Here is a 20,242-nt window from a genome sequence, read left to right as displayed (position 1 = left end):
TTTTCTAATAGCCCTTTATTGGATTTAATTCGCCTGGTGTTTGTCCTTCTCTATTCACAATAGTGAAACTTTTTATATTCAGAATTTTTTAAGTTCTCTTCAGTCTTAAAAATTATTATTTGTTTTTTGGTGAGTGGTGCTAAATTGTTCAAGTACCATTTTTCTATTGGTGCTTGTTTCTTTGATTTTTATTGAGTTTTTCTATCTGTTAACCCCGGCGTTTATCAAAGTTTAAATAATAAAAATAAATCCATATGTCGTACAGTATTTCTTCTTGAGTCAGGTTGCGTATTTAAGAACGTTTTTTTATGGGTTTTTTTAATGTCGTCAGCATCGGTACATTCTGTTTGTGCAAGGATTTTGCATGAGTCTTCAGTGCTTCCCTGCGTTTTTTGGGAAATTGCCGACTTACGCTGGGGGAATCAATCAATGTGGAGAAGATAATGAAAAAAATGATTTGTACATCGCTACTAGGGTTACTGGTGGTACCCGGTGTAACTTTAGCTGAGGACTTGTGGATAACGATCGGCAGTGACGGTTATCAATCCCTGAAAAAAAGCAGTGCGTTAATGGCTAAGGAGCCCCTGAATGCACTAGGAGAGCGCAATGGTATAACCATATTGAAGGTGAATGAGGATAATTTATCCGAAATTTCTACGATAATGCATAATAGCCACAATCGTTGTGGTGGCTTTATGGTGCATGATTCCCTGCAGGAGGCGCAAACTGCGCAGCTCTCTCCACTGGCTAACACTGTGTCGAGTATTGTCAGCTATACCATTGATAATGCCAATGTGGTGAATGCCCTACAGGCGGAAATCTCTGAGGCAAATATTCGCTCGACAATCACCAGCCTTTCCAATTTTACCAATCGCTATTACACCACCTCTACAGGCGTAGCTGGTGCTGAATGGATTCGGGATAAATGGCAAGCATTGACTAGCTCTCGCAGCGATGCATCTGTGCAGCTCTATAGCCATAGTTGGGCTCAGCCTTCGGTCATTCTCACTATTCAGGGGCAAACAAACCCTGATGAAATCGTGGTATTGGGGGCGCATTTGGATTCCACCGTTGGCTGGGGTACCGGGGAAGGCACCAGGGCACCGGGTGCCGATGATGATGCCTCGGGTATCGCCACTCTGACCGATGTGGTGAATGCCATAGTGGCAACAGGTTACAAGCCTGCAAAAACTCTGGCTTTTATGGGGTATGCGGCAGAGGAGGTTGGCTTGCGTGGTTCCGATGATATTGCTACGGATTACAAGAACCAAAATAAAAATGTGGTTGGTGTTCTACAACTGGATATGACCAATTATTATGGATCAAACAGTGATATCTATATTATTGGTGATTACACCAACAGCTCACAGAATGCCTTCCTGAAAGATCTTGCTCAGACCTATCTGGGGAACCTTAGTGTCGGCACAACTACCTGTGGCTATGCTTGTTCGGATCATGCCTCCTGGCACAACCAGGGCTTCGCGGCCTCTTTCCCTTTCGAGGCCACATTTAATGGCTCTAATCCTTATATCCACACTGTCAATGACACTTTAGCCAACAGTGGTGGCGATGCAAATCACGCTGTGAAGTTCGGCAAACTGGCTGCCGCTTATGTGGCAGAGCTGGCCAAGGGATCCATTGGTGATGATCCAGGTCCTGATCCCGACCCGGATCCCGATCCCGATCCAGGTCAGGAGAAAACGGAAAGCTTCTCTGGCAGTGTGACTCGTGGTGGAGAGGAGCATTACGGGCCGTTTAGCGTGACACCGGCAACCAATTTTGTTGCGGATATGACCGGCACCAATGACGCAGATCTATACGTGCGGTTTGGAGCAGCCCCAACCTGGCGCTACTACGATTGCCGACCCTACGAGAATGGTTCAGCCGAAAATTGTTCGCTACAAGTGCCGAGCGGTGATAGTCAAGCTTTCATCATGGTTCGCGGATACAGCCGTCAAACTTCCAACTTTGAGCTGGATGTCACCTATACCCCGCAATAAAAAAAGAGGGCCCAGGGAATTTTCTTCCCTGGGCCTATTATCTCCATCCTCGATTTTAAAATATCAGCAAAAAAATGACATGATTGGCAGTTAAGGCTGGCAGTCGGCTCTGACAGTCATTGCTATAAATTAATTTAAACGCCATGGATTTTGGTTTCCAGAGTAACTGTTGTCTAATCGAACGAGGGAAAATGCCAAAAAGTGAAAGTCTTTTAGCACTGACGCCAAAATTTGCAGCTATCTTGGCGAACTGACATATTCCCACAGAAATAAGTCGCGCACAGTTATTGAAATTGTGCGCATGAAAATTACTGTGCATCACTTATCAGGGGTAACCTGTGGTGTGCTGTCCGAATTAATAATGAGAAGAGAGGACGGGCAATATGCAAACCCATTTGCTAAAACCTTTATCGTTGGCAATCGCCATCGTGCTGACTGCTCCAAGTGCTTTTGCGCAGGATCGAAATGAAAAATCTTCGACAGCCGATGATCGTACTATGGAAGAGGTGATTACTACCGGTACCCGTAAGGAAGGTGTTTCCCCAACAGAAACTCTTTCACCGGTTGACGTAGTTGGCGGAGAGGAGTTGGCAGATCAAGCAGGCTTTGACCTCACTGAGTCTCTGGCAAAAATTGCTCCCTCGTTTAATACCCAGCGCTTTCCCATCGCCGATGGTACGGCATTTATTCGTCCAGTAACCCTGCGTAATTTGTCCCCGGACCAAACATTGGTACTGGTCAATGGCACTCGTCGGCATCGTTCTGCTTTGGTGAATTTACAGCTCGCTCCTCTGGGTACGGTCAATCAGGGAGCTCAGGCGGTGGACTTTTCCACGTTGCCTTCACTGGCTATCGAAAGAGTCGAGGTGCTGCGTGATGGTGCTTCGGCCCAGTATGGCTCCGATGCTATTGCCGGCGTGGTTAATATCATCTTAAAGGATGATGCTGAAGGTTTTGCTCTTTCTGCTCAGACCGGTGAATATTTTGAGGGGGATGGAACTCGTAATTCTTTTGCCGCTAATGCTGGTTTCAACCTTTTTGATCAGGGGTTTGTTAATGCCACTGTAGAATATTCCAAAGCTGATAAAACTTGGCGTGGGGTTGCTCGCCCAGATGCGGAATTTGTGGGTTCTGTAGTTGGTGAAAACCTAGTTCCCCTTGATGGGCTCGGCCAACGTTGGGGTGACCCGGATGTGGAGGCACTGAAATTTTTCGTCAACAGCGGCCTTGAAATTAATGACAATTTCGAATTGTACGGAAATTTTGGTTACTCGAATAATGAAACAATTTCAGACTTCTTTTATCGTGGTCCAGTATTAGATCCTGAACATGAGTTTACCGCTCGTGGCACTTTACAAGTTGATATGCCCAATGACCCTGCAGATCCGGGTAGTATCGACTATTTGCCAGATCCAGCCCCCCAGTCACTGATTGATTATATTGTTGCTCAAGGCTTAAATCCGTCCGATTACCTGGTAGCGGATGACTCCAGCCCCAGTGGCTATGTATTGCGCAACCCGATTTATACTCAATTCCCGGGTGGTTACAATCCACAATTTGGTGCAGAAATTCAGGATATCTCCGCTGTTATAGGTGCTCGTGGAGAATTTCAAAATGGTTTGACCTGGGATCTGCGTGCTCGTGTTGCAGAGAATGAGGTGGAATATGTATTGAAAAACTCTATTAATCCCAGCCTCGGGGTTTTGTCACCCACTAGTTTCAAACCGGGCACCCTCACCCAGGAAGAGTCCAGTCTAAATGCAGATTTTGTGAAACCTATTGATGTTGCTGCCTTTGCCTCCCCACTGAATGTTGCTTTTGGCGCTGAATGGCGTGAGGAAACCTATTCAATTGGAGCTGGTGATACTGCGTCTACTGAGGTTGGCCCAACGGCGGTGTATTTTGGTGTAGGCTCAGATGGTTTTCAGGGGTTCTCCAAAGACTCAGACGGTAGTTTCAGTATTGAGAGTATTGCCGCTTATATCGACCTCGAAGCGGATGTTACTGATGCATTAACCCTTGGCGTGGCGTTGCGCTTAGAAGAATATGATGAGTTTGGTTCCACCTCCGACTGGAAGCTTTCAGCTCGTTACGATGTCAATGAGAACCTTGCTCTGCGTGGGACAGTGAATACGGGCTTCCGTGCGCCAACACCTGGGCAAGTGAATACCCTTAATGTCACTACCACTGCAGATTCCAGTGGTAACCTGATTCCGAGTGGTACCTATCCGGTGGACCATCCGGTAGCAATGGCCTTGGGGGCAAAAGAGTTGACGCCAGAGGAGTCGACCAGCTTTACCTTAGGGGCAGTGTTTACGCCGTTTAGCAATACCAGCGTCACTCTTGATTACTACAACATTGACATCGAAGACCGCCTTGCATTGCGCAACAATAAAATCGGCGCAGAAGAAATCGAGCTGCTACAGAATGCAGGGGTAGAGGATGCTGCCTTATTGAAAGACAGCAATGCCAACTATTTTGTCAATGCATACGATTCAGAAGTTTCAGGTATCGACTTGGCCATTACCAGTGATTTTGAAGTGGCAGGTAATTTACTGGTTGTGGATTTACGTCACAACCACAATAAGCAAGAAGTGAGTAAAGTAGAAACTAATACGATTAATGCCTCCAGAGTCTTCGACCTGGAAAATCAGGTGCCCAGTGATCGCACAACTCTGACTTTTGATTTTGATACAGGTGATTTGTTTAGCGGCTACTTAAGATTCAATCGCTACAGTGATTGGGAGTCTACTGGTGGTTTGTTTGGTCCTGGTGATGCTACGGATACCTACAGTTATGGTAGTGAAATTTTGGTGGACTTGGAGGCGACCTTTACTCTCTATGAAAATTATAAATTATCCATAGGTGGTGAAAATATTTTTGATGTGCAGCCCGATGATGAACAAGACGGTACTCTGCAATATTTAGGCGTTCGCCATGCTCTGACATCACCGTTTGGTTTTAACGGCGGCTTTTGGTATCTCCGTGCGAGTGCAGAGTTTTAGTGGATTGGGTTTTTTGGTTGGGGACTGGTATCAAGCCTTCATTAATTGATAGCCGTTGCCAATCAAAATTTACTCTGAAGTACTTATTGTAGGCAATAAAAAACCCGGTATTTGCCGGGTTTTTTGTTCATGGGCCAATCTCTATGAAGACTCAGATCGATTTTCCGCTCGTAATAACCTGCATATTGAAGTCCAGTACTATCTTTGGTTGATCAGTAAAAACACCGTCCACACCTTGTGAGGCTAGGAGTATCAGGTCATCAGGGCTGTTAACCGTGAAGACATAGTTTTTTAAGCCTCTCTGTTTTGCATCGGCAATCAAATCAGCACTGATAAAATCCAAGCTGGTATGCAGGGAATAAGCCTTCAAAGGCACTGTGCTCGTGGCTAAGTCGAGGGGAATACCACTGAATAAAACTCCGCGGCGCACACTGGGTATCAGTTGTAAGCACTCGTGGAGCTGTCGGTGATCAAAAGAGGAAACAATATATTGATCAAAGCTTACGCCCTTGTCGCTGACAAATGTTTGTATTTCTTTGGCTACTAGCGCAGCTGAATTTGGACCCTTGATCTCTATATTGAGCTGGGCGTTACTACCGATTAACTCCAGTACTTCACGCAGGGTTGGAATCTTATTGCCGCAGGGTAGGAGGCGTTGGCGCAGGGCATCTGGATGTAGATCAGTTATCAGCTCGTTGCCGGAAAGTAGTCTACCCAGGCGCCTATCGTGTGTTACCAAGAGTTGCCCACCAATATTCCAGACATCGATTTCAATACCATCAACGTCTAACGCCAATGCTTGGCTGATGGCCTGTAAAGTGTTTTCACTGGCCTGGCGTTGGTACCCCCGGTGGGCAAAACAGAAAAGTGTGCTTGGGCTCATTGTTGCTTAACTCCCCCCGATAATTTTTAAAAGCTTATTATTAAATGATGAGGCAAGGGTGATTTAAGTCTATCGGTTGTTAACCCATGCAGACAGGCAAATACCTTTATAGGTTTGGAAAATTTAAAAGGGGGCAGAGTGCCCCCTTAAAAGTCTTGATGGTGGAGACTTTGGATTTTTTATTCTCCAGACAAGGCGCGATAGCGTCCGCGGTGGAATATTAGGGGTTCGCCGCCGAAAGCACTGAACTCCAAAACTTCTCCCAGCAGGATGGTGTGATCCCCACCTTCAATACACTGGACACGGCGACAGTGGAAATAGGCGGCGCACTCTTCCAGTCGAGGTATTCCATCTGGGCCCTCGCTCCACTGAATCTGCCCAAACTTATCGGCCCCGCGACCGGCAAACAGGTTGGAAACGTGTTGCTGATCTGCGCGCAGTACGTGTACTGCAAAGTGTTCGCGGCTGGTGAAGGCCTCGTAGCCCAGTGATTGTTTGTCGATACTCCATAGAACCAGTGCGGGGTCCAGAGATACTGAATTAAAGCTGTTGGCGGTCATCCCCGCAGGCTGTCCCTCAGAGTCCTGCGTGGTAATAACGGTGACCCCAGTAGCGAACTGGCCCAGAGTATCGCGCAGCAGGCGGCTTTGTTGAGGGGAGGGAGTGATAATGGAGCTTCTTTCTGTCGACATACGATGGTTGCTTGTACAAAAACTGTGCTAGCCAGCCATTTTACGGCAAAAGCGTACTGATTGCGCGTCTTGCCTCGCAAGCTAGTAAAAGAAGCTCGAATATCGTTATTCGAATGACTTATTGTCCATAAGCGGCATGCACTCACTTATCAGTCGCTCCCTTTCTGTAATTGCGGCGCCAGTCAGTGCGAAACCGAGCAGTTCTCCCCTACTGTTGCGAAACTCGGCACAGACGCCTTTTGTGTCTTGAGATACTTGCCAGCTGCCCTCGGCGCCTGGATGGGGAGGGCAGAGGGTTGTGGGGCGCAGGGTTGTTTTAACCGCAACCGGGATAACGCCGTAGTGTACGGGACAGGGATTGCCGCTAAGGGTTTGAGCCAGGGCGCGGGCACAAGTCATTAGGGGAGCGACGTAAAACAGCTGGTGCCCCTCTACCTCCGCACAGTCGCCAATGGCAAATATATGCGGATTGCTACTCTGTAATTTCCGGTCTACGGCAATTCCCCGCTGAATTTTCAGTCCCGCAGTTTCAGCCAGGGCAGTATTAGCTTCAAGACCCAGTGCCGCCAGGGCGATATCTGCCACTAGCGTCTCACCGTTATCCAGCAGGGCTTCAATACCTTTAGGATTTTTATTCAGGGAGCGAATGGACTTCCCCAGATAAAAACGAACGCCACTGTTATTGAGCACCTCCTGGAGATCGCGACCGGCAGCCTCTGGCAAGAGAGAGGCGAGCGGCCACTCCTGAGGATCTACCACAGCCACTTCATATCCGGCTTGCACCAAATCATTGGCAAACTCACAACCAATCAGACCTGCACCGATCAGGAGGACCCGCTGGCAGCCAACGAGCGCGGTGCGAAAGCGGTGGTAGTCTGTCAGGTTGTTAATTCTAAATAGCCTTGCGTGGGCATTGCCCGCGATAGCCGTCAGTTTGCGGCAGTGGGCACCAGTCGCCAATATCAACCTGTCGTAAGGAATATCCGCTATGTGATTATCAACATCCTGCTGCAACTGTAATGTTTTGCTGTGGGGGGAAATTGAAGCCACACGGGTATGTACGAGAATCTGTGCGTCCAATTTACGCGCCATTTCTTCGGCACTGGTTTGGCATAACTGCTGGGCTGTTTTTCCATGGGAAAGGGAGGCTGATAGAAGGGGTTTAGAGTAAAAGGCCCCGTCATCACTGGAAATCAGAACCAGGGGGGTTACAGAATCGAGCTTGCGAAACTCCAAGGCTAGGTGATAGCCGGCCAGGCCTGTGCCGACAATCACTAGTGGGGCTTGATTCTCGTTGGAGACTTCACCGCCACTTAGCTCAGTGTCATTTTCTATAGGTTTTGATGCCGGAGTCACCAGCACCATGTCGAAGTCTTCCTTACCCACTCCGCATTGCGGGCAGCTCCAGTCCTCGGGGATATCCTCCCAGCGGGTGCCGGGAGCAATGCCTTCCTCTGGACACCCCCTGGCTTCGTCGTAGACCCATCCGCACACCATGCACTCCCAGAGGCGAAAAGTAGCTGTGCCCTGATGAGTTGGTAACGGGGAGTCAAGCTCGGTATCAAGTGGAGAAGGGGGGGGGTCTTTTTTATCCAACTCACACATTGCAAAGTCTTGCTTGTGTGCTCCGCACTGGGGACAGCACCAGTCTTCGGGGATATCTTCCCAACGGGTACCAGGGGCTATCCCATCCTCAGGCCAGCCCTTGGCTTCATCGTAGATCCAGCCGCAGATTTGACATTCCCACTGGCGATAGTCTGGCATGGTGCCCCCGTGCTAGCTAGACAGTAGCCGGCTGTAGGGCAACCGGCTTTAGGGCAAATATAAGGGAGATCGTCGGAGGGTGCTGCTAATCGTGTTTGCCTTGGGAAATATTTGTCAGAGCATTTTGATAGACGTCTGCAATCTCTCCTGGGTGGCGAATGGAAATCCCCAAATCGTGTACGAGCCCGTCTTTTAGCCCGTAGACCCAACCGTTAATGGAGAGTGACTGTCCTGAGCGCCATGCGTCGCGCACTATTGTCGTTTGGCAAATATGGATTACTTGCTCCAAGACATTGAGCTCGCACAGTAGGTCTGTACGCTGTTGTTCCTGGAATAAGTCAACCAGAGTGTGGTGCTTGTCGCGAACATCTTGGATATGGCGCAGCCAGTTATCAATTAGACCAAGCTGTTCGTTGTGTAGTGCCGCCTGTACGCCACCACAGCCGTAATGCCCACACACGATAATATGCTTGACCTTCAAAATCTCTACCGCGTACTGCAAAACGGATAAGCAGTTGAGGTCAGAATGCACCACCACATTGGCGACATTGCGGTGTACGAACAGCTCACCGGGTAAAAGCCCGACAATTTCATTCGCGGGCACACGGCTGTCTGCGCAGCCAATCCAAAGGTATTCCGGTGACTGCTGCTTTGAAAGCTTTAAGAAAAAGTCCGGGTTGTCCTTGTGGGTGGCCTCGGACCAGTTCTGATTATTTTTTAATAGATGATCTAGCGGGTGCAATGGGTTTGTATCCTGATATGACTAATTGGACATAATGTTGGGAGGATAGCGGCTTTATTCCTGCGGGCCAAGAGGGTATGGGCTAACCTGAAAGATGACTATTTTTTAGCATTGGGTCTCAATTTAAGGAGAAATGATGGCGAGAAGGAATCACTCCGGTCCCGGTAGGCGACAGCGCACATCCTTGCGCTCTGGATTTGCTGATCGGCACCGTTTGCGTATGCGCCAGCTACAGGCGCGGCGGACTCGGCTGCGTGGATACACGTCTAACTCTGATGAAGAGGAAGGAGCTATTGAACCAATGAATGGTGGAGAGGACCCCTTTAGTCGAGAACTGGAAAGGGAGCCCTTGGCTTGAGTTTTGCTGTTTCCGATAAATTAACCAGGAAATGAAAAGAGCGCTTAAAAGCGGTATGGATTTTATTTGACAGTAATAATCGTCAAATTAGCAAAAGTTTGTTTACATACTCGCTTTTCAATACTTTTGCATTTCCCAGGTGGAAAAAGTCGGAGGAATAATAATGGCCTTGGTTACCCCGGAGACTTCCAGCGCATTGCGTGTGGTTTTGGCGAATTATACGGACTGCCATCAGGCTGAGGATATTATCCATTTAATGGATGAATACTCCCGCCATCCTTTTGGTGGAGGGGGGCCATTGCCAGAGCCTTGTCGCAATGAGCTGGTGCCTAAATTGGCAAATTTTCCCGGTGCTTTCAGCGTGCTCGCCTATGGCGATAATGAGGCCTTGGGTTTGGTTAATTGTTTCACCGGTTTTTCCACATTTTCCTGTATGCCGCTGATTAATATTCACGATGTTATCGTCAGTGAGCGCGCCCGGGGGCAGGGCGTTTGCGCTGCCATGATGGACTTTGTGGCGTTAGAGGCGAAAAAGAGAGGGGGCTGTAAGCTGACCATGGAAGTACTGGAAAAAAACTTTGCCGCGAAGAATGCCTATCGCAAGTCGGGGTTCAAGCCTTATACGCTGGATGAAGAGTTTGGGCAGGCCGAATTCTGGCAGCGGTATCTCTGAATCTTGAGGGGTGGCACAGGCCACCCTTTTTCAAATTAAGCAATAACTTTGTTACCTGGCAGTGTATTGGGTCTGTCCCACTTTCTTTTTCTTGCTGATTATGCTGCTGAGTAGTGCAAAAAGCGCGATAAGTGAGACGCTGACCAGTAATCCCAATAAGGGTTGCTGCGGATCCCTTTCATAAAGCCAGCCACCGATGGCAAAACCGATAGTGTAACCGCCGGTGTGCATCAGTGATAGAAACCCAAATAGCCGGCCACCGCGTCGATTCGCCTGGCTCAAAAGTGCGCTGTAGCCCGGTACCAAAAAGGCAATCCCCACCACAAAGATCAGCAGGCCGGCAGCTGCGAGCAGGCTGCCTAGGGTACTGGAGAGCAAGATGGTGCCTGTGCATAGGGAGCTTACGCCCAACATAAAACTCATCTGCGGCGCCTTGAGTTTGCGCACCAGACCAATCTGAACCAGAAACCCACAAATCGCTACTGCAGCCAACAATACGGCAGTAGCTGATGAGGCGCCCATGGCGCTGAGACCGTAGAGATCTTTAAGAGCAGGTCCCATGACAACCTGCAGCTGACCAACACTAACGGTACCGAGCAGAGCGGTGGCAAACAGGGCCAGGGCACCAGGAGGGAGGGAGGAATTTTCAGAGGATTCTGTTTCTGCAATATAACTCTTTCCTTTCGGCAGACCGGCGGTTAAAACGAGGGTGATGAATGGTAGCAATATCAGCCACGCCAGTGGCCAAAGAGCGCCAGCGAGGAGAGCCGGCAAGGCAAGTAGTGGCCCGAGTCCTCGTCCCAGATTAGCCGCCGCACTCAAGCCTGAAAGAATTGATAAGCGCTTTTCTGGCTCCCCCAGGTCAATAGCCCAAGCCTGGCAGCAGGGGTAGATGGCCGCAGCATTCAATCCATAAATGACACGACTGATTGCCAGAGCTATTAGGGCATTACTTTCCTCCAGGTACCCCTGGGACATGGCCACCAACAGGGCCACAAAGAGGCACTGGGCCAGCAGAGCACCAGTCAGCCCCGCGAGTAGTACTGGCTTGCGGCCAACCCTGTCCCCCATTTCACCCCAGAGTGGTCCGGCAATCATCAGGCAAAAAGTACCCAGGGCCACTAACCCCCCGATGCTGGCCAGACTCAGCCCGCAGCACTCAACGATGAGTGGAATTTGAGTCAGTAGAACAACCTGGGCAGCTCCCTGGCTGGCCACCACCATATTGATTTTACGCAGGTGATGTTTGGGGTGATTCAGGGATCTCCGCATCCGGGACTCCACAACAAATTCATAAAAAATCACAGAAAAACGCGACCCTTTCCTGTGCAAGAGTTCACAGCCAGATAATTTCTCTGGCAATGGGCTTGAAGTGCGAGAAATTTACCTGCATCATAAGGCTAATGCAAACCATTCTCACTTAGATTTAGCCGATAAAGAATCACCACCATGAATAATCCTCAATCCGATGCAGCCAGCACTGGCGGCGTCGACGGCGATGCTTTTGCTCAAAATCCAGTTATGACCGCCGGGGATACGGAGGTCAATATGGCTGCGGAAAGAATGTCAGCCAACTGCTTCTTCAATGCACTACTGCGAGAGACAGATAGCGGTATTTGGCACGAACGAGCTGGCGAGCAACTTCCACAAGGGATCAGTGTACCGGCGGTGCATATTCCTCTACCGGCCAGTGGTGCCGAACTCTGGCTGAGTGTCTCCTATCGCAGTGAGTGTGGCAGGCACCAGTTTACCCTGCCGATGATATTGCGTAACGCAGAGGGTGCCAGCAAAACTATTGGGTTTGCTGATGCGGCGCAGCAGGTTGCACAGGAGCCTGTTTTTTTCCCTGGCGCCACAGCAGAATCCAGAGCGCAATTTACTCGCAGAGTCTCGGCCAGTGTGAAAAATATGGCTCAGGCACTGGATGCTCGTCACGCAGATACAGAGAAACTATTTACTCAGCCCCTCACTTTTGTCGAGTCGGAACAGGCACTTTTATGCGGACACTCTATCCATCCGACTCCTAAAAGCCGCGATCCATTTACCGATAAGGATGCCGAATGTTACGCCCCGGAATTTGGCAATAGTTTTGCCCTGATGTGGCTGGGGGTGGACCCACAATATTTGCTTGGAGCCAGTGGAGCGGAAATTAGCGAGGCGCAGTTTGCCGATCTGGTGCGTGCAACGGATGGTGCTCCGGTGGCACCGGAAGGATTTATTGCTATCCCGGCACATCCCTGGCAGTGGCGTCAGCTAGGGCAAGACCCACGTGTGGCCGAATTACTTGAGAGTGGAAAAATTCTTGAGTTGGGTGAGGGCAGGGAACCGTGGCGGGCAACCTCTTCACTGCGCGCAATTTACAGCGCTCAAAGCCCTTATATGCTCAAATTTTCTCTCAGCCTGAGGCTGACTAATTCGGTGCGTACTCTGCAACCAAAAGAAATGGTGCGTGGTCTCGAAGTCTTAAAAGTAAGAGATACGCCTCTGGGGCAGGAGTTTGCCAGCCGCTACCCGCGCTTCCAGGTGTTGGCGGAACCGGCTTACCTGATGCTTGCCGATAGTAGAGGTGAGCAGATTATAGAAAGCCTGGTTATGTTTCGGGAAAATCCTTTCTTGGAAACAGCCGCAAAAAATACCTGCCTGTTGGCAACATTGACTCAGGATCATCCTAATGGTGCTCCCTGCCGGGCTGCGCAATTGGTACAGCGCCTCGCGGGAGAGGAAAATATTTCCATTGAGGCTGCTAGCAAACGCTGGTTTAAGGCTTTTCTCGACGCAGTTATTGAGCCCTTGCTAATTGCCCAAGCCGATTTTGGAATTTTATTTGGCGCCCATCAACAAAATCTGATTTTGAGCTTCGAGGGTGATCTGCCTGTGGCTGGTTTCTTCAGAGATTGTCAAGGCAGTGGTTATAGTCGCCTGGGCGAGGAATTACTCAAACCTTATCTGCCTAATCTGGCCCAGGACAGTGAGAATGTCATTGACGAAGAAATGGCCAACCGCCTTTTTGTGTATTACCTGATCGTTAATAGCTGTTTTGGTTTGATCTGTGCGCTTTCCGCTGCAGGTTTAATTTCTGAGCAGGAGTTGTTGCGCCAGCTGCGCGAGCGCCTGCAATTGCTGTACGAAGGCCAGCGACGTGACTTTAGCTGTTTGGCGTATTTGCTCAATGCCGATGAAATTTGGGCTAAGGGCAATTTTCAATGTGCGGTGATTGGTATGAATGAAACCACCACCGAAGACCCGCTTTCCATCTATCACACTATGGCGAACCCCCTGCGAACGGTAGTAGACGCTGAAGTTGCCGAAGCTTGATCACCGTGACGATAAAAATTGAAAGGAAAGAATTATGACCAGCTCAACAGCTGCGCTTGAAATATCTTTAGGGGAACAGGGTCAGCTTCCCGATGGGCGCTCTTGGCAAGTTGCTGTGGGAGGATATCGTTGCCAGTTAAATGGCGATAACTATTTTCAAATTGAATATGTTCCCGGACAGGAAATAGCAATTTTCATCCTGTCGTCTGGTGAAAATTCGTTAGAAGCGTTAGATCTCTGGTTCGACTGGCTTTTTGCGCTGAATCCAGCATTGCAAAATATGGATATTGTCGATGCGGATACTGTGGTAAGCCGAGTTTCCCGCAGCAATTTTTATCAACGTACAGAGCTCTGGTATCGAGGTAACAATGCCGGTGAGTTTCCCTTGCAATGGGTAGAAAATACGCAGGGAGTTCGCCACCCTCTCCGTGCGGAACCACCTAAAGGGGAAGTTTATCGCCGTCATTTCCACGCACTGGGAATAGATTTCAGTTTACGTCACCTGGATCCAGAGAAAGATTTGGAGCGCTTTACCAACTGGATGAACCAGGAGCGTGTCGCAAAATTTTGGGAAGAAGAAGGTGATAAAGAAAAGCAGAGACAGTTTATTGACTCTGTTATTCAAGATCCCCATAAGCATCCATTGATCGCCTGTATTGATGGTGAGCCCTTTGCCTATTTTGAAATTTATTGGGCGCTTGAAGATCGTATCGCACCTTACTATGACTGCCAGCCATTTGATCGCGGTGCACATATGTTGGTTGGCGACCAACGCTTCCTGGGAGGCCGTTTTGCTCAGGCTTGGTTTAATGGTGTTACCCATTTTATGTTTCTGGATGACGCTCGCACAGAAACTTTGGTTGGAGAGCCGCGCGCGGATAATCGCGCATTGCTTAAATACATCAACGGTACTTTTGGCTGGAAAAAAATTAAAGAATTTGATTTCCCCCACAAAAGAGCTGCTTTGATTATGTGCAAGCGAGACGAATTCTTTCAGAGTATGGGGGGAATATGAGCGACGATAAATATTGGAAGCAGGCGAATAGAAACCTGCTGGTGAAATCGCTGGCTGAGCTTTGTTATGAACAGGCTCTGACGGCAAAGTTAGAAACGGGTGCCCGTTACTTTGTGGAACTTGCTTCTGGTGTTATCTATCGTTTCCAAGCTCAGTTAACTGTGTGGGATTGGTTATTAATTGATGCGCAAAGTATTGAGCGGGAAGGTGATGGGCAAGTAATACCTGCGGATGACGCAGCACAGTTTTTTATTGATGCTGCTCTGGATCTTGAAGCCTCCCCCAGTACTTTGGGCAATTTATTACACGAACTGGCCAATACCCTGGTTGCGGATGTTACTTTGCTGCAAAAGCGTGAATCGCTCACAGCGCATACCCTAGCCACACTAACTGATGAAAAATTGCAGTGCCTACTGGATGGTCATCCTAAGGCTATGGTGAATAAAGGCCGTATCGGTTGGGGCGCACAAGAGTTTAACGCCTTTGGTACAGAGGCCGCTCAGGGGGTCAGGCTGTTATGGCTTGCTGTTCGCCGGGATCTCGCTGTGAGTGGCAATAGCGACCTGTGGGATTGGCCTCAGCTATTGGCAGAAAGCCTGAGTGAATCACAGTTACAGCAGCTGGACGATAAATGTCGTGAGAAAGGGGCTAACTGGCAAGAGTTTTTGCCCTTGCCGGTGCATCCATGGCAATGGCAGCATCATATTAGTCAGCATTATGCACAACAGATTTTTAGTGGTGACTTGGTTTTACTCGGTGAGTTTGGCGATGAATATTTGCCGCAGGTTTCACTACGTACCTTGTCCAACTTGAAGCGCCCGCAGGCTCTCCATGTGAAGTTGCCATTAACGGTATTGAATACTTCCTGCTACCGTGGAATTCCAGGCAAGTTTATGCGCTGCGGACCGGCGTTATCTGAATGGATGCAGTTACTCTGTGAGCGTGATGAGCAATTACAATCGCGGGGCACCGGTGTTCTTCAAGAAGTAGCTGGCCTGCATGTACCGCACTTACATCAAGAGTCGATAAAGGGCGCGCCCTATCGTTACCGTGAATTACTGGGAGCTACCTGGAGGCAGAGCCCGGCAAGCTTGTGTGCTGAGGGCGAGCGCCATCTTTTAATGGCCGCGTTATTACAGAAAGATAGCAGCGGCAAGTCTGTAATCTCTGCTCTGATTGAAGCCTCCGGCCTTTCAGTAGAAGCCTGGCTTGAGCAGCTATTCGACGCTACGGTGGTGCCTCTTTATCACCTGCTTAGCCGTTATGGCATAGGTTTGGTAGCTCACTCGCAAAACCTAACGCTGGTATTGCGCGACAACAAAGTTGTTCGTGTTCTTCTGAAGGATTTCCAGGGAGATCTGCGTCTCGCTCAGGGTGATTTTCCCGATCGTGCGGACCTGCCGGAATCGGCGGCACAAGTTCTCGATCAATTGCCTGCTAATTATATTATTCACGACCTGTTTACCGGTCACTTTGTCACAGTACTGCGATATCTGTCCGCCCAATTAATGACAGAGATTGGTCTAGAGGAAAGGAAATTCTACGGAGTTTTAGCCAAGGTCCTACGCCGATATCAAGATTCCGCACAGCGAGATAATGGCGATATGGCGGAGCGTTTCCAGCAGTTTAATTTGTTTCGTCCCCATATCGAGCGCGTTTGTATTAATCGCGTGCGCCTGCGTCAAGGTTACGATGACAGCGCTGAACGTCCGGTCCCCATTGTCGGTGGAGACCTGACTAATCCCCTTTGGCTCGCAGAGCAAGAGTCACAACAACACCAACCAGCAACCGCTTCCGCTTTAGAGGCATAATCATGAGCAATTTCCTAGATCTCGCCGGTATCGGAGCCGGTCCTTTTAATTTGGCTGTGGCCGCTCTAATGCGGGACACATCATTGAGCCATCGCTTTTTTGATGCTAAAGCGGAATTCTCTTGGCATCCTGGTTTAATGTTGCCGGGGGCTATGATGCAGACTTCTTACCTGAAAGACCTGGTAACGCCGGTTGATCCAACCAATCCCTGTAGCTTTATGGCGTACCTGGTAGAAAATAAACGTTTCTATGACTTTCTACACGCAGAACAGCGTACCGTAACCCGTCGCGAGTTTGCCGATTACCTGGCGTGGGCTGCCCGTCGCTTGGATTCTATCCAAATGAGCAGCCGTGTACAGAGCGTGGTGGATAATGGGGATTTTTTTGAGTTGGACGTGCACGGCCCCAATGGTCGCGAACAGGTACTCACCAAAAACTTGTGTGTTGCTGCTGGTAAAAAACCAAATATTCCAGAGTGCAGCCGCCCATTCCTGTCTGATAATTGCTTCCACGCGTTGGAAATTGCCCTGCGTAATCCGGATGTAAGTGGTAAGCGCGTCGCTGTGGTCGGTGGCGGCCAGACTGGTGCGGAAGTGGTTATTAATCTTTTGAGTAAACACTGGGGCCGCCCACAGCAGGTAACCTGGGTATCCCGCCGCAGCAATTATTTGCCATTGGATGAGACCCCCTTCACCAATGATTGGTTTACCCCAGAGTATGTCGATGTGTTCCGTCAGTTGAGCCCTCAGCGTCGTGAGGAAGTGGTTGCAGAGCAGAAGCTGGCTTCTGATGGTATATCTCCTGATACCCTCAAGGAACTTTACCAGTTGTTCTACCGTCTTGTGCACCTGGAAAAGGATGCTGAACGAGTAGCATTATTGCCCAATCGCGAACTGGTGGAGATGTCTCACCGCGGTGACTTTCAACTGCAGCTGGAAAATCACTTGCTAGGTGAGGCAGATGGTACCGAGTGGGTTAATGCGGATATCGTTATTCTATGCACTGGCCTGTGTGAGGCTCTACCTCCTTGTCTGGCGCCTTTACAAGAGCGCATTGCACGCGATGCAGAGGGTCGCTTGCTGTTGGATGATGCTTTTGCGGCAAGACTCAGCGGCGATGAGAGTGGTCGACGTTTGTATTTCCTTGGTACTGGTCGCACCAGTCACGGCATTGCGGAGCCACAGCTGAGCTTATCGGCCTGGCGTGCGGCACAAGTAGTGAATGATTTACACGGTAATGCGCTCTATGACAATCAGCAAACCGGCAATTTTATGAAATGGATTACCCCGCAAGCTCAGCAGGCAGCTGTTGCTTAAATAGAGGGAAAAATCATGATCGACCTCCAGGTGTCCACCAATAAGGTCGATCATGGATATACAAGTTTTTGCAATCCTATCTATAGCCGAAATGGCTGCCAGCCTTACTTGGTTACGTCAACAAAAATACCCATGTGGTCAGTGACAGCTGCAGCCATATTGACACCGTCAATATTGACTGCAGTACTCTGTGATAAGTAGTCCACATTTACGATATTGATAGTCGCAGTATTGTAAACCGCTACATCATATTTTTTACTGGCAGTACTATTGGTGCCAGAAAAACTGCGTTGATGGGAATCTGAGGGTGTTACCTCGCTTGCAGGGTGTGCGTCGTGAAAGATCATGTTTGTTGCCCGGCTTATTACTGAAGGGGTAAAACTGTTGCTGCCTTGGTTGGTATCTCCCATCACGAGGTCAATTGCACCGTGGCCCTGCTGCAACAGGTATTTATTAATATTCTGATAAAACAATGTTGCTTGCCCTTCACTCTTGGCAATGCTATTGGGGACATGCACAAATACAGCATTGACATTGCCTGTTTTCACCGCGATCCAGCCCATACCCGACCCCAGGACTTGGTGCTGGGTAGTTTTTGCGGCATGGACACTAAAACTGTTGCAGGCCTTGCCTGTGGAGCTTGATCCTACCAGCGCTCCGGCATGTTGCTGCATGGAGCTCCATTCGCTATTAGCCCCATCCATTTCACCATATACCAATAGATCGCAAGTTTTTCTTAGCGAGCGATAGAGATGTTGGTGAGTCTGTCGCGCCTTGCCCTCAACCATAGTGAGAAATTGGCTGTTGCTGTGTTGGCCCTTGGCCATATAACCCACAGGTGCCTGGGAGACCAGCTGGGCGGGGCCGTAAAGCGGAGTGTGGGGGTCCAGTCCTTTGGCGGTTGGCATTACCAAAAGCCAGGGACTCTGATTGGCGGCTTGGTGGTTATGGGTAACACGAGTGAAATGCTGGCTGTTGGAAGCACCAACATCATGATTGGTACTGGCGTTTGAATTTATGGATTGATAGGCAAAGGTTGGCATGTCGGTTACTCATTTTTATTGAATCTTCCAATGAATCACGAGGTTTAATACCTTTTGTTAATAATAAAAGCCAGATCTTTTTTGCGATTGTGGTCTTTTAGCGTAGGTGCTTGTTACTGCATTTTGGCGTCAATTTTATTTTTCTGGCTGTAGTTTTGTAGGGTGATTAAAAGTTATTATTTGCTCGAATGAATTTTCAGTTGATGCCAGGTGAATTGGTTTTAAATTCCGTGCTGGAGCAATGAATAAGTTGCCTTATAAATAAATGAATTGCGGATTGGATCAATCAGGATTTCACTTTTATTAAGCATTGTGTCTGATCGATAGGTATTATCAAAGATTAACGAGTCGGATTTGTCAGTCGCTGTTTCTTTATTTTTCTTAATAACTAGTCTATGACAGCATGGAATAGTGCTAGTAAATGCTTGCGTTACTTGTTTTGATAGCGATGAGATATATCCATTTTTCTCCTCTTATTTCCGCTCTGAAACCCCCATACAAGCGCATAAATATATAGTTAATTTCCGCGCCAAAGCCCGGGTGCTCAACCCACCTTGTGCAATACTTTTTGGGTACTGAACCATCGGTCTGGTGCATGCAGTGAGCAGGGAGGAAATCTGTAATGCGTTTGAACTCAACCCTTGCACAAGGGCGTTATCATTACAGCTGTGACGGGCGTGAGATGCCTGTTCAAGATAGCTGGCAGTTGGGCTTTGATGCCCTTGGACGCCGCTCTCTGGTCAGCCAGAGACTGGTGGGTGATCGAGGCTTCGGCATAGAGGTCTTTGCGCTGCTAAATAATGGCTTGGTGAGTGAATGCCAAGTGAATTGGCGCGATGAGGTTGATGAGGTCAGCGCGCATTATCATTTGTGTTTCCCTGAAGGTCAGCCTCCCCGATTAGGAGATGAAATAGAGGCTAACTGGAGTGGCCCTAACGGCCCTCAAGAGTTGCGTTTGGGGGGAGAAAACCGTCTGCTATTCCCTCTAATGCGCGTTTTTATGGGGCCGCTATTGAAAACACTGGTAAAACACCAAGCGGGTTTGGAAGTGGTTTCTCCAGATATTGTCGACCCCTCCCAGCGAGGAAAACTATTGGCCCCCAGAGTGAGCCATCGCACGGCGCGAATTATGGCGGGTGATCAGGCTAGTCAACGCTCTCAAGATCTGGGCCCAGATATCAGCGGTTATATTTATCAGGGGGATGAGGCCGAGCGGGATGCGCACTGTTATGTGGATAACCGCAGCCTGCTAGTCGGTTATGATTGGCCTTCCAGTACCGGGCGTTTGTGGCAGGTTCGCCTCAGAGACCTGGAGTGGTCTCCTAGTCTCACCAGTCTCCTTTTTTAATTTTTATCTCGATATTGTGTTCACCGGACTTATACCCTGTGAACACAATTGGGTCTATCAGTCTAGTGAATAATGATGATTATTTGACGCATCATTCACTCTGCCAGAGGCTTATAGCCTTTCCAGCCTGGTAAGAATTTCCTCAAAATATCTTTTCTCCCACATTTTGAACTTTTTGTGTCTGATGCACATCGTAGTCAACCGCCGGTAACAGGACTTTGAGAGAGTGCCGGAGGAATTTATACCGCGGGATTTTTTCAGTACCGCAGTGTAAGAT

The 20,242-nt window shown here is 48.9% G+C and carries 15 protein-coding genes; 9 read left to right on the top strand and 6 right to left on the bottom strand.

Features of this window, described 5'->3' with window-relative positions; genetic code table 11:
* The first annotated feature begins 443 nt into the window (after positions 1–443).
* Together ACJJIJ_RS13585 and ACJJIJ_RS13580 are read left to right on the top strand one after the other, a co-directional pair.
* A complete protein-coding gene (locus tag ACJJIJ_RS13585) occupies positions 444–2,000 on the top strand; it encodes a M20/M25/M40 family metallo-hydrolase (protein ID WP_252083109.1) in 1,557 nt (518 codons plus the stop codon).
* A gap of 383 nt (positions 2,001–2,383) precedes the next feature.
* Complete coding sequence (locus ACJJIJ_RS13580) at positions 2,384–5,005, top strand: TonB-dependent receptor plug domain-containing protein (protein ID WP_252083108.1); 2,622 nt, start codon at positions 2,384–2,386, stop codon at positions 5,003–5,005.
* A gap of 151 nt (positions 5,006–5,156) precedes the next feature.
* Here the strand turns inward: ACJJIJ_RS13580 and ACJJIJ_RS13575 are convergent, their stop codons facing one another.
* From ACJJIJ_RS13575 to can, 4 genes are all read right to left on the bottom strand, one after another.
* Entirely contained in the window at positions 5,157–5,888 is a 732-nt protein-coding gene (locus ACJJIJ_RS13575; RefSeq protein WP_252083107.1) for a glycerophosphodiester phosphodiesterase, read from the bottom strand.
* A gap of 179 nt (positions 5,889–6,067) precedes the next feature.
* Entirely contained in the window at positions 6,068–6,580 is a 513-nt protein-coding gene (locus ACJJIJ_RS13570) for a flavin reductase family protein (protein WP_252083106.1), read from the bottom strand.
* A gap of 105 nt (positions 6,581–6,685) precedes the next feature.
* Entirely contained in the window at positions 6,686–8,344 is a 1,659-nt protein-coding gene (locus ACJJIJ_RS13565; RefSeq protein WP_444937624.1) for an FAD-dependent oxidoreductase, read from the bottom strand.
* 85 nt (positions 8,345–8,429) lie between these two features.
* The gene (gene can, locus ACJJIJ_RS13560) at positions 8,430–9,086 is read right to left on the bottom strand and encodes a carbonate dehydratase (RefSeq protein WP_252083105.1); all 657 of its coding nucleotides are present in this window, start codon (positions 9,084–9,086) and stop codon (positions 8,430–8,432) included.
* A gap of 136 nt (positions 9,087–9,222) precedes the next feature.
* Here can and ACJJIJ_RS13555 point away from each other — a divergent pair, with 136 nt between their 5' ends.
* Positions 9,223–9,444 carry a hypothetical protein gene (locus tag ACJJIJ_RS13555; protein ID WP_444883952.1) on the top strand — a complete coding sequence of 74 codons (222 nt, stop codon included), beginning with the start codon at positions 9,223–9,225 and terminating at the stop codon, positions 9,442–9,444.
* Between the two features lie 163 nt (positions 9,445–9,607).
* A complete protein-coding gene (locus ACJJIJ_RS13550) occupies positions 9,608–10,117 on the top strand; it encodes a GNAT family N-acetyltransferase (RefSeq protein WP_252083103.1) in 510 nt (169 codons plus the stop codon).
* 51 nt (positions 10,118–10,168) lie between these two features.
* On the opposite strand, the gene ACJJIJ_RS13545 is transcribed toward ACJJIJ_RS13550, so the two are convergent.
* The gene (locus ACJJIJ_RS13545; protein WP_444937623.1) at positions 10,169–11,389 is read right to left on the bottom strand and encodes an MFS transporter; all 1,221 of its coding nucleotides are present in this window, start codon (positions 11,387–11,389) and stop codon (positions 10,169–10,171) included.
* 177 nt (positions 11,390–11,566) lie between these two features.
* On the opposite strand from ACJJIJ_RS13545, the gene ACJJIJ_RS13540 reads away from it, so the two are divergent.
* Genes ACJJIJ_RS13540 through ACJJIJ_RS13525 form a run of 4 tightly spaced genes read left to right on the top strand, consistent with a single transcriptional unit; the run spans position 11,567 to position 17,574 of the window.
* Positions 11,567–13,432, top strand: a complete 1,866-nt coding sequence (locus ACJJIJ_RS13540; RefSeq protein ID WP_444937622.1) for an IucA/IucC family protein — start codon at positions 11,567–11,569, stop codon at positions 13,430–13,432.
* Positions 13,433–13,466: 34 nt separating this feature from the next.
* Positions 13,467–14,447 carry a GNAT family N-acetyltransferase gene (locus ACJJIJ_RS13535; RefSeq protein ID WP_444937621.1) on the top strand — a complete coding sequence of 327 codons (981 nt, stop codon included), beginning with the start codon at positions 13,467–13,469 and terminating at the stop codon, positions 14,445–14,447.
* Positions 14,444–16,258, top strand: a complete 1,815-nt coding sequence (locus tag ACJJIJ_RS13530; RefSeq protein ID WP_444937620.1) for an IucA/IucC family protein — start codon at positions 14,444–14,446, stop codon at positions 16,256–16,258. Before ACJJIJ_RS13535 ends, ACJJIJ_RS13530 begins: the two co-directional genes overlap by 4 nt.
* Positions 16,259–16,260: 2 nt before the next feature.
* Complete coding sequence (locus tag ACJJIJ_RS13525) at positions 16,261–17,574, top strand: lysine N(6)-hydroxylase/L-ornithine N(5)-oxygenase family protein (RefSeq protein WP_444937619.1); 1,314 nt, start codon at positions 16,261–16,263, stop codon at positions 17,572–17,574.
* A 104-nt stretch (positions 17,575–17,678) separates the two neighbouring features.
* On the opposite strand, the gene ACJJIJ_RS13520 is transcribed toward ACJJIJ_RS13525, so the two are convergent.
* On the bottom strand, positions 17,679–18,617 hold the full coding sequence (locus ACJJIJ_RS13520; RefSeq protein ID WP_252083097.1) for a hypothetical protein: 939 nt from the start codon (positions 18,615–18,617) through the stop codon (positions 17,679–17,681).
* A gap of 622 nt (positions 18,618–19,239) precedes the next feature.
* On the opposite strand from ACJJIJ_RS13520, the gene ACJJIJ_RS13515 reads away from it, so the two are divergent.
* Positions 19,240–19,965 carry a hypothetical protein gene (locus ACJJIJ_RS13515; protein WP_252083096.1) on the top strand — a complete coding sequence of 242 codons (726 nt, stop codon included), beginning with the start codon at positions 19,240–19,242 and terminating at the stop codon, positions 19,963–19,965.
* Positions 19,966–20,242 lie beyond the last annotated feature (277 nt).

This window comes from Microbulbifer mixtoriginis (SeqCode), assembly GCF_052467945.1.
This window is presented reverse-complemented; position numbering and strand designations above follow the sequence as displayed.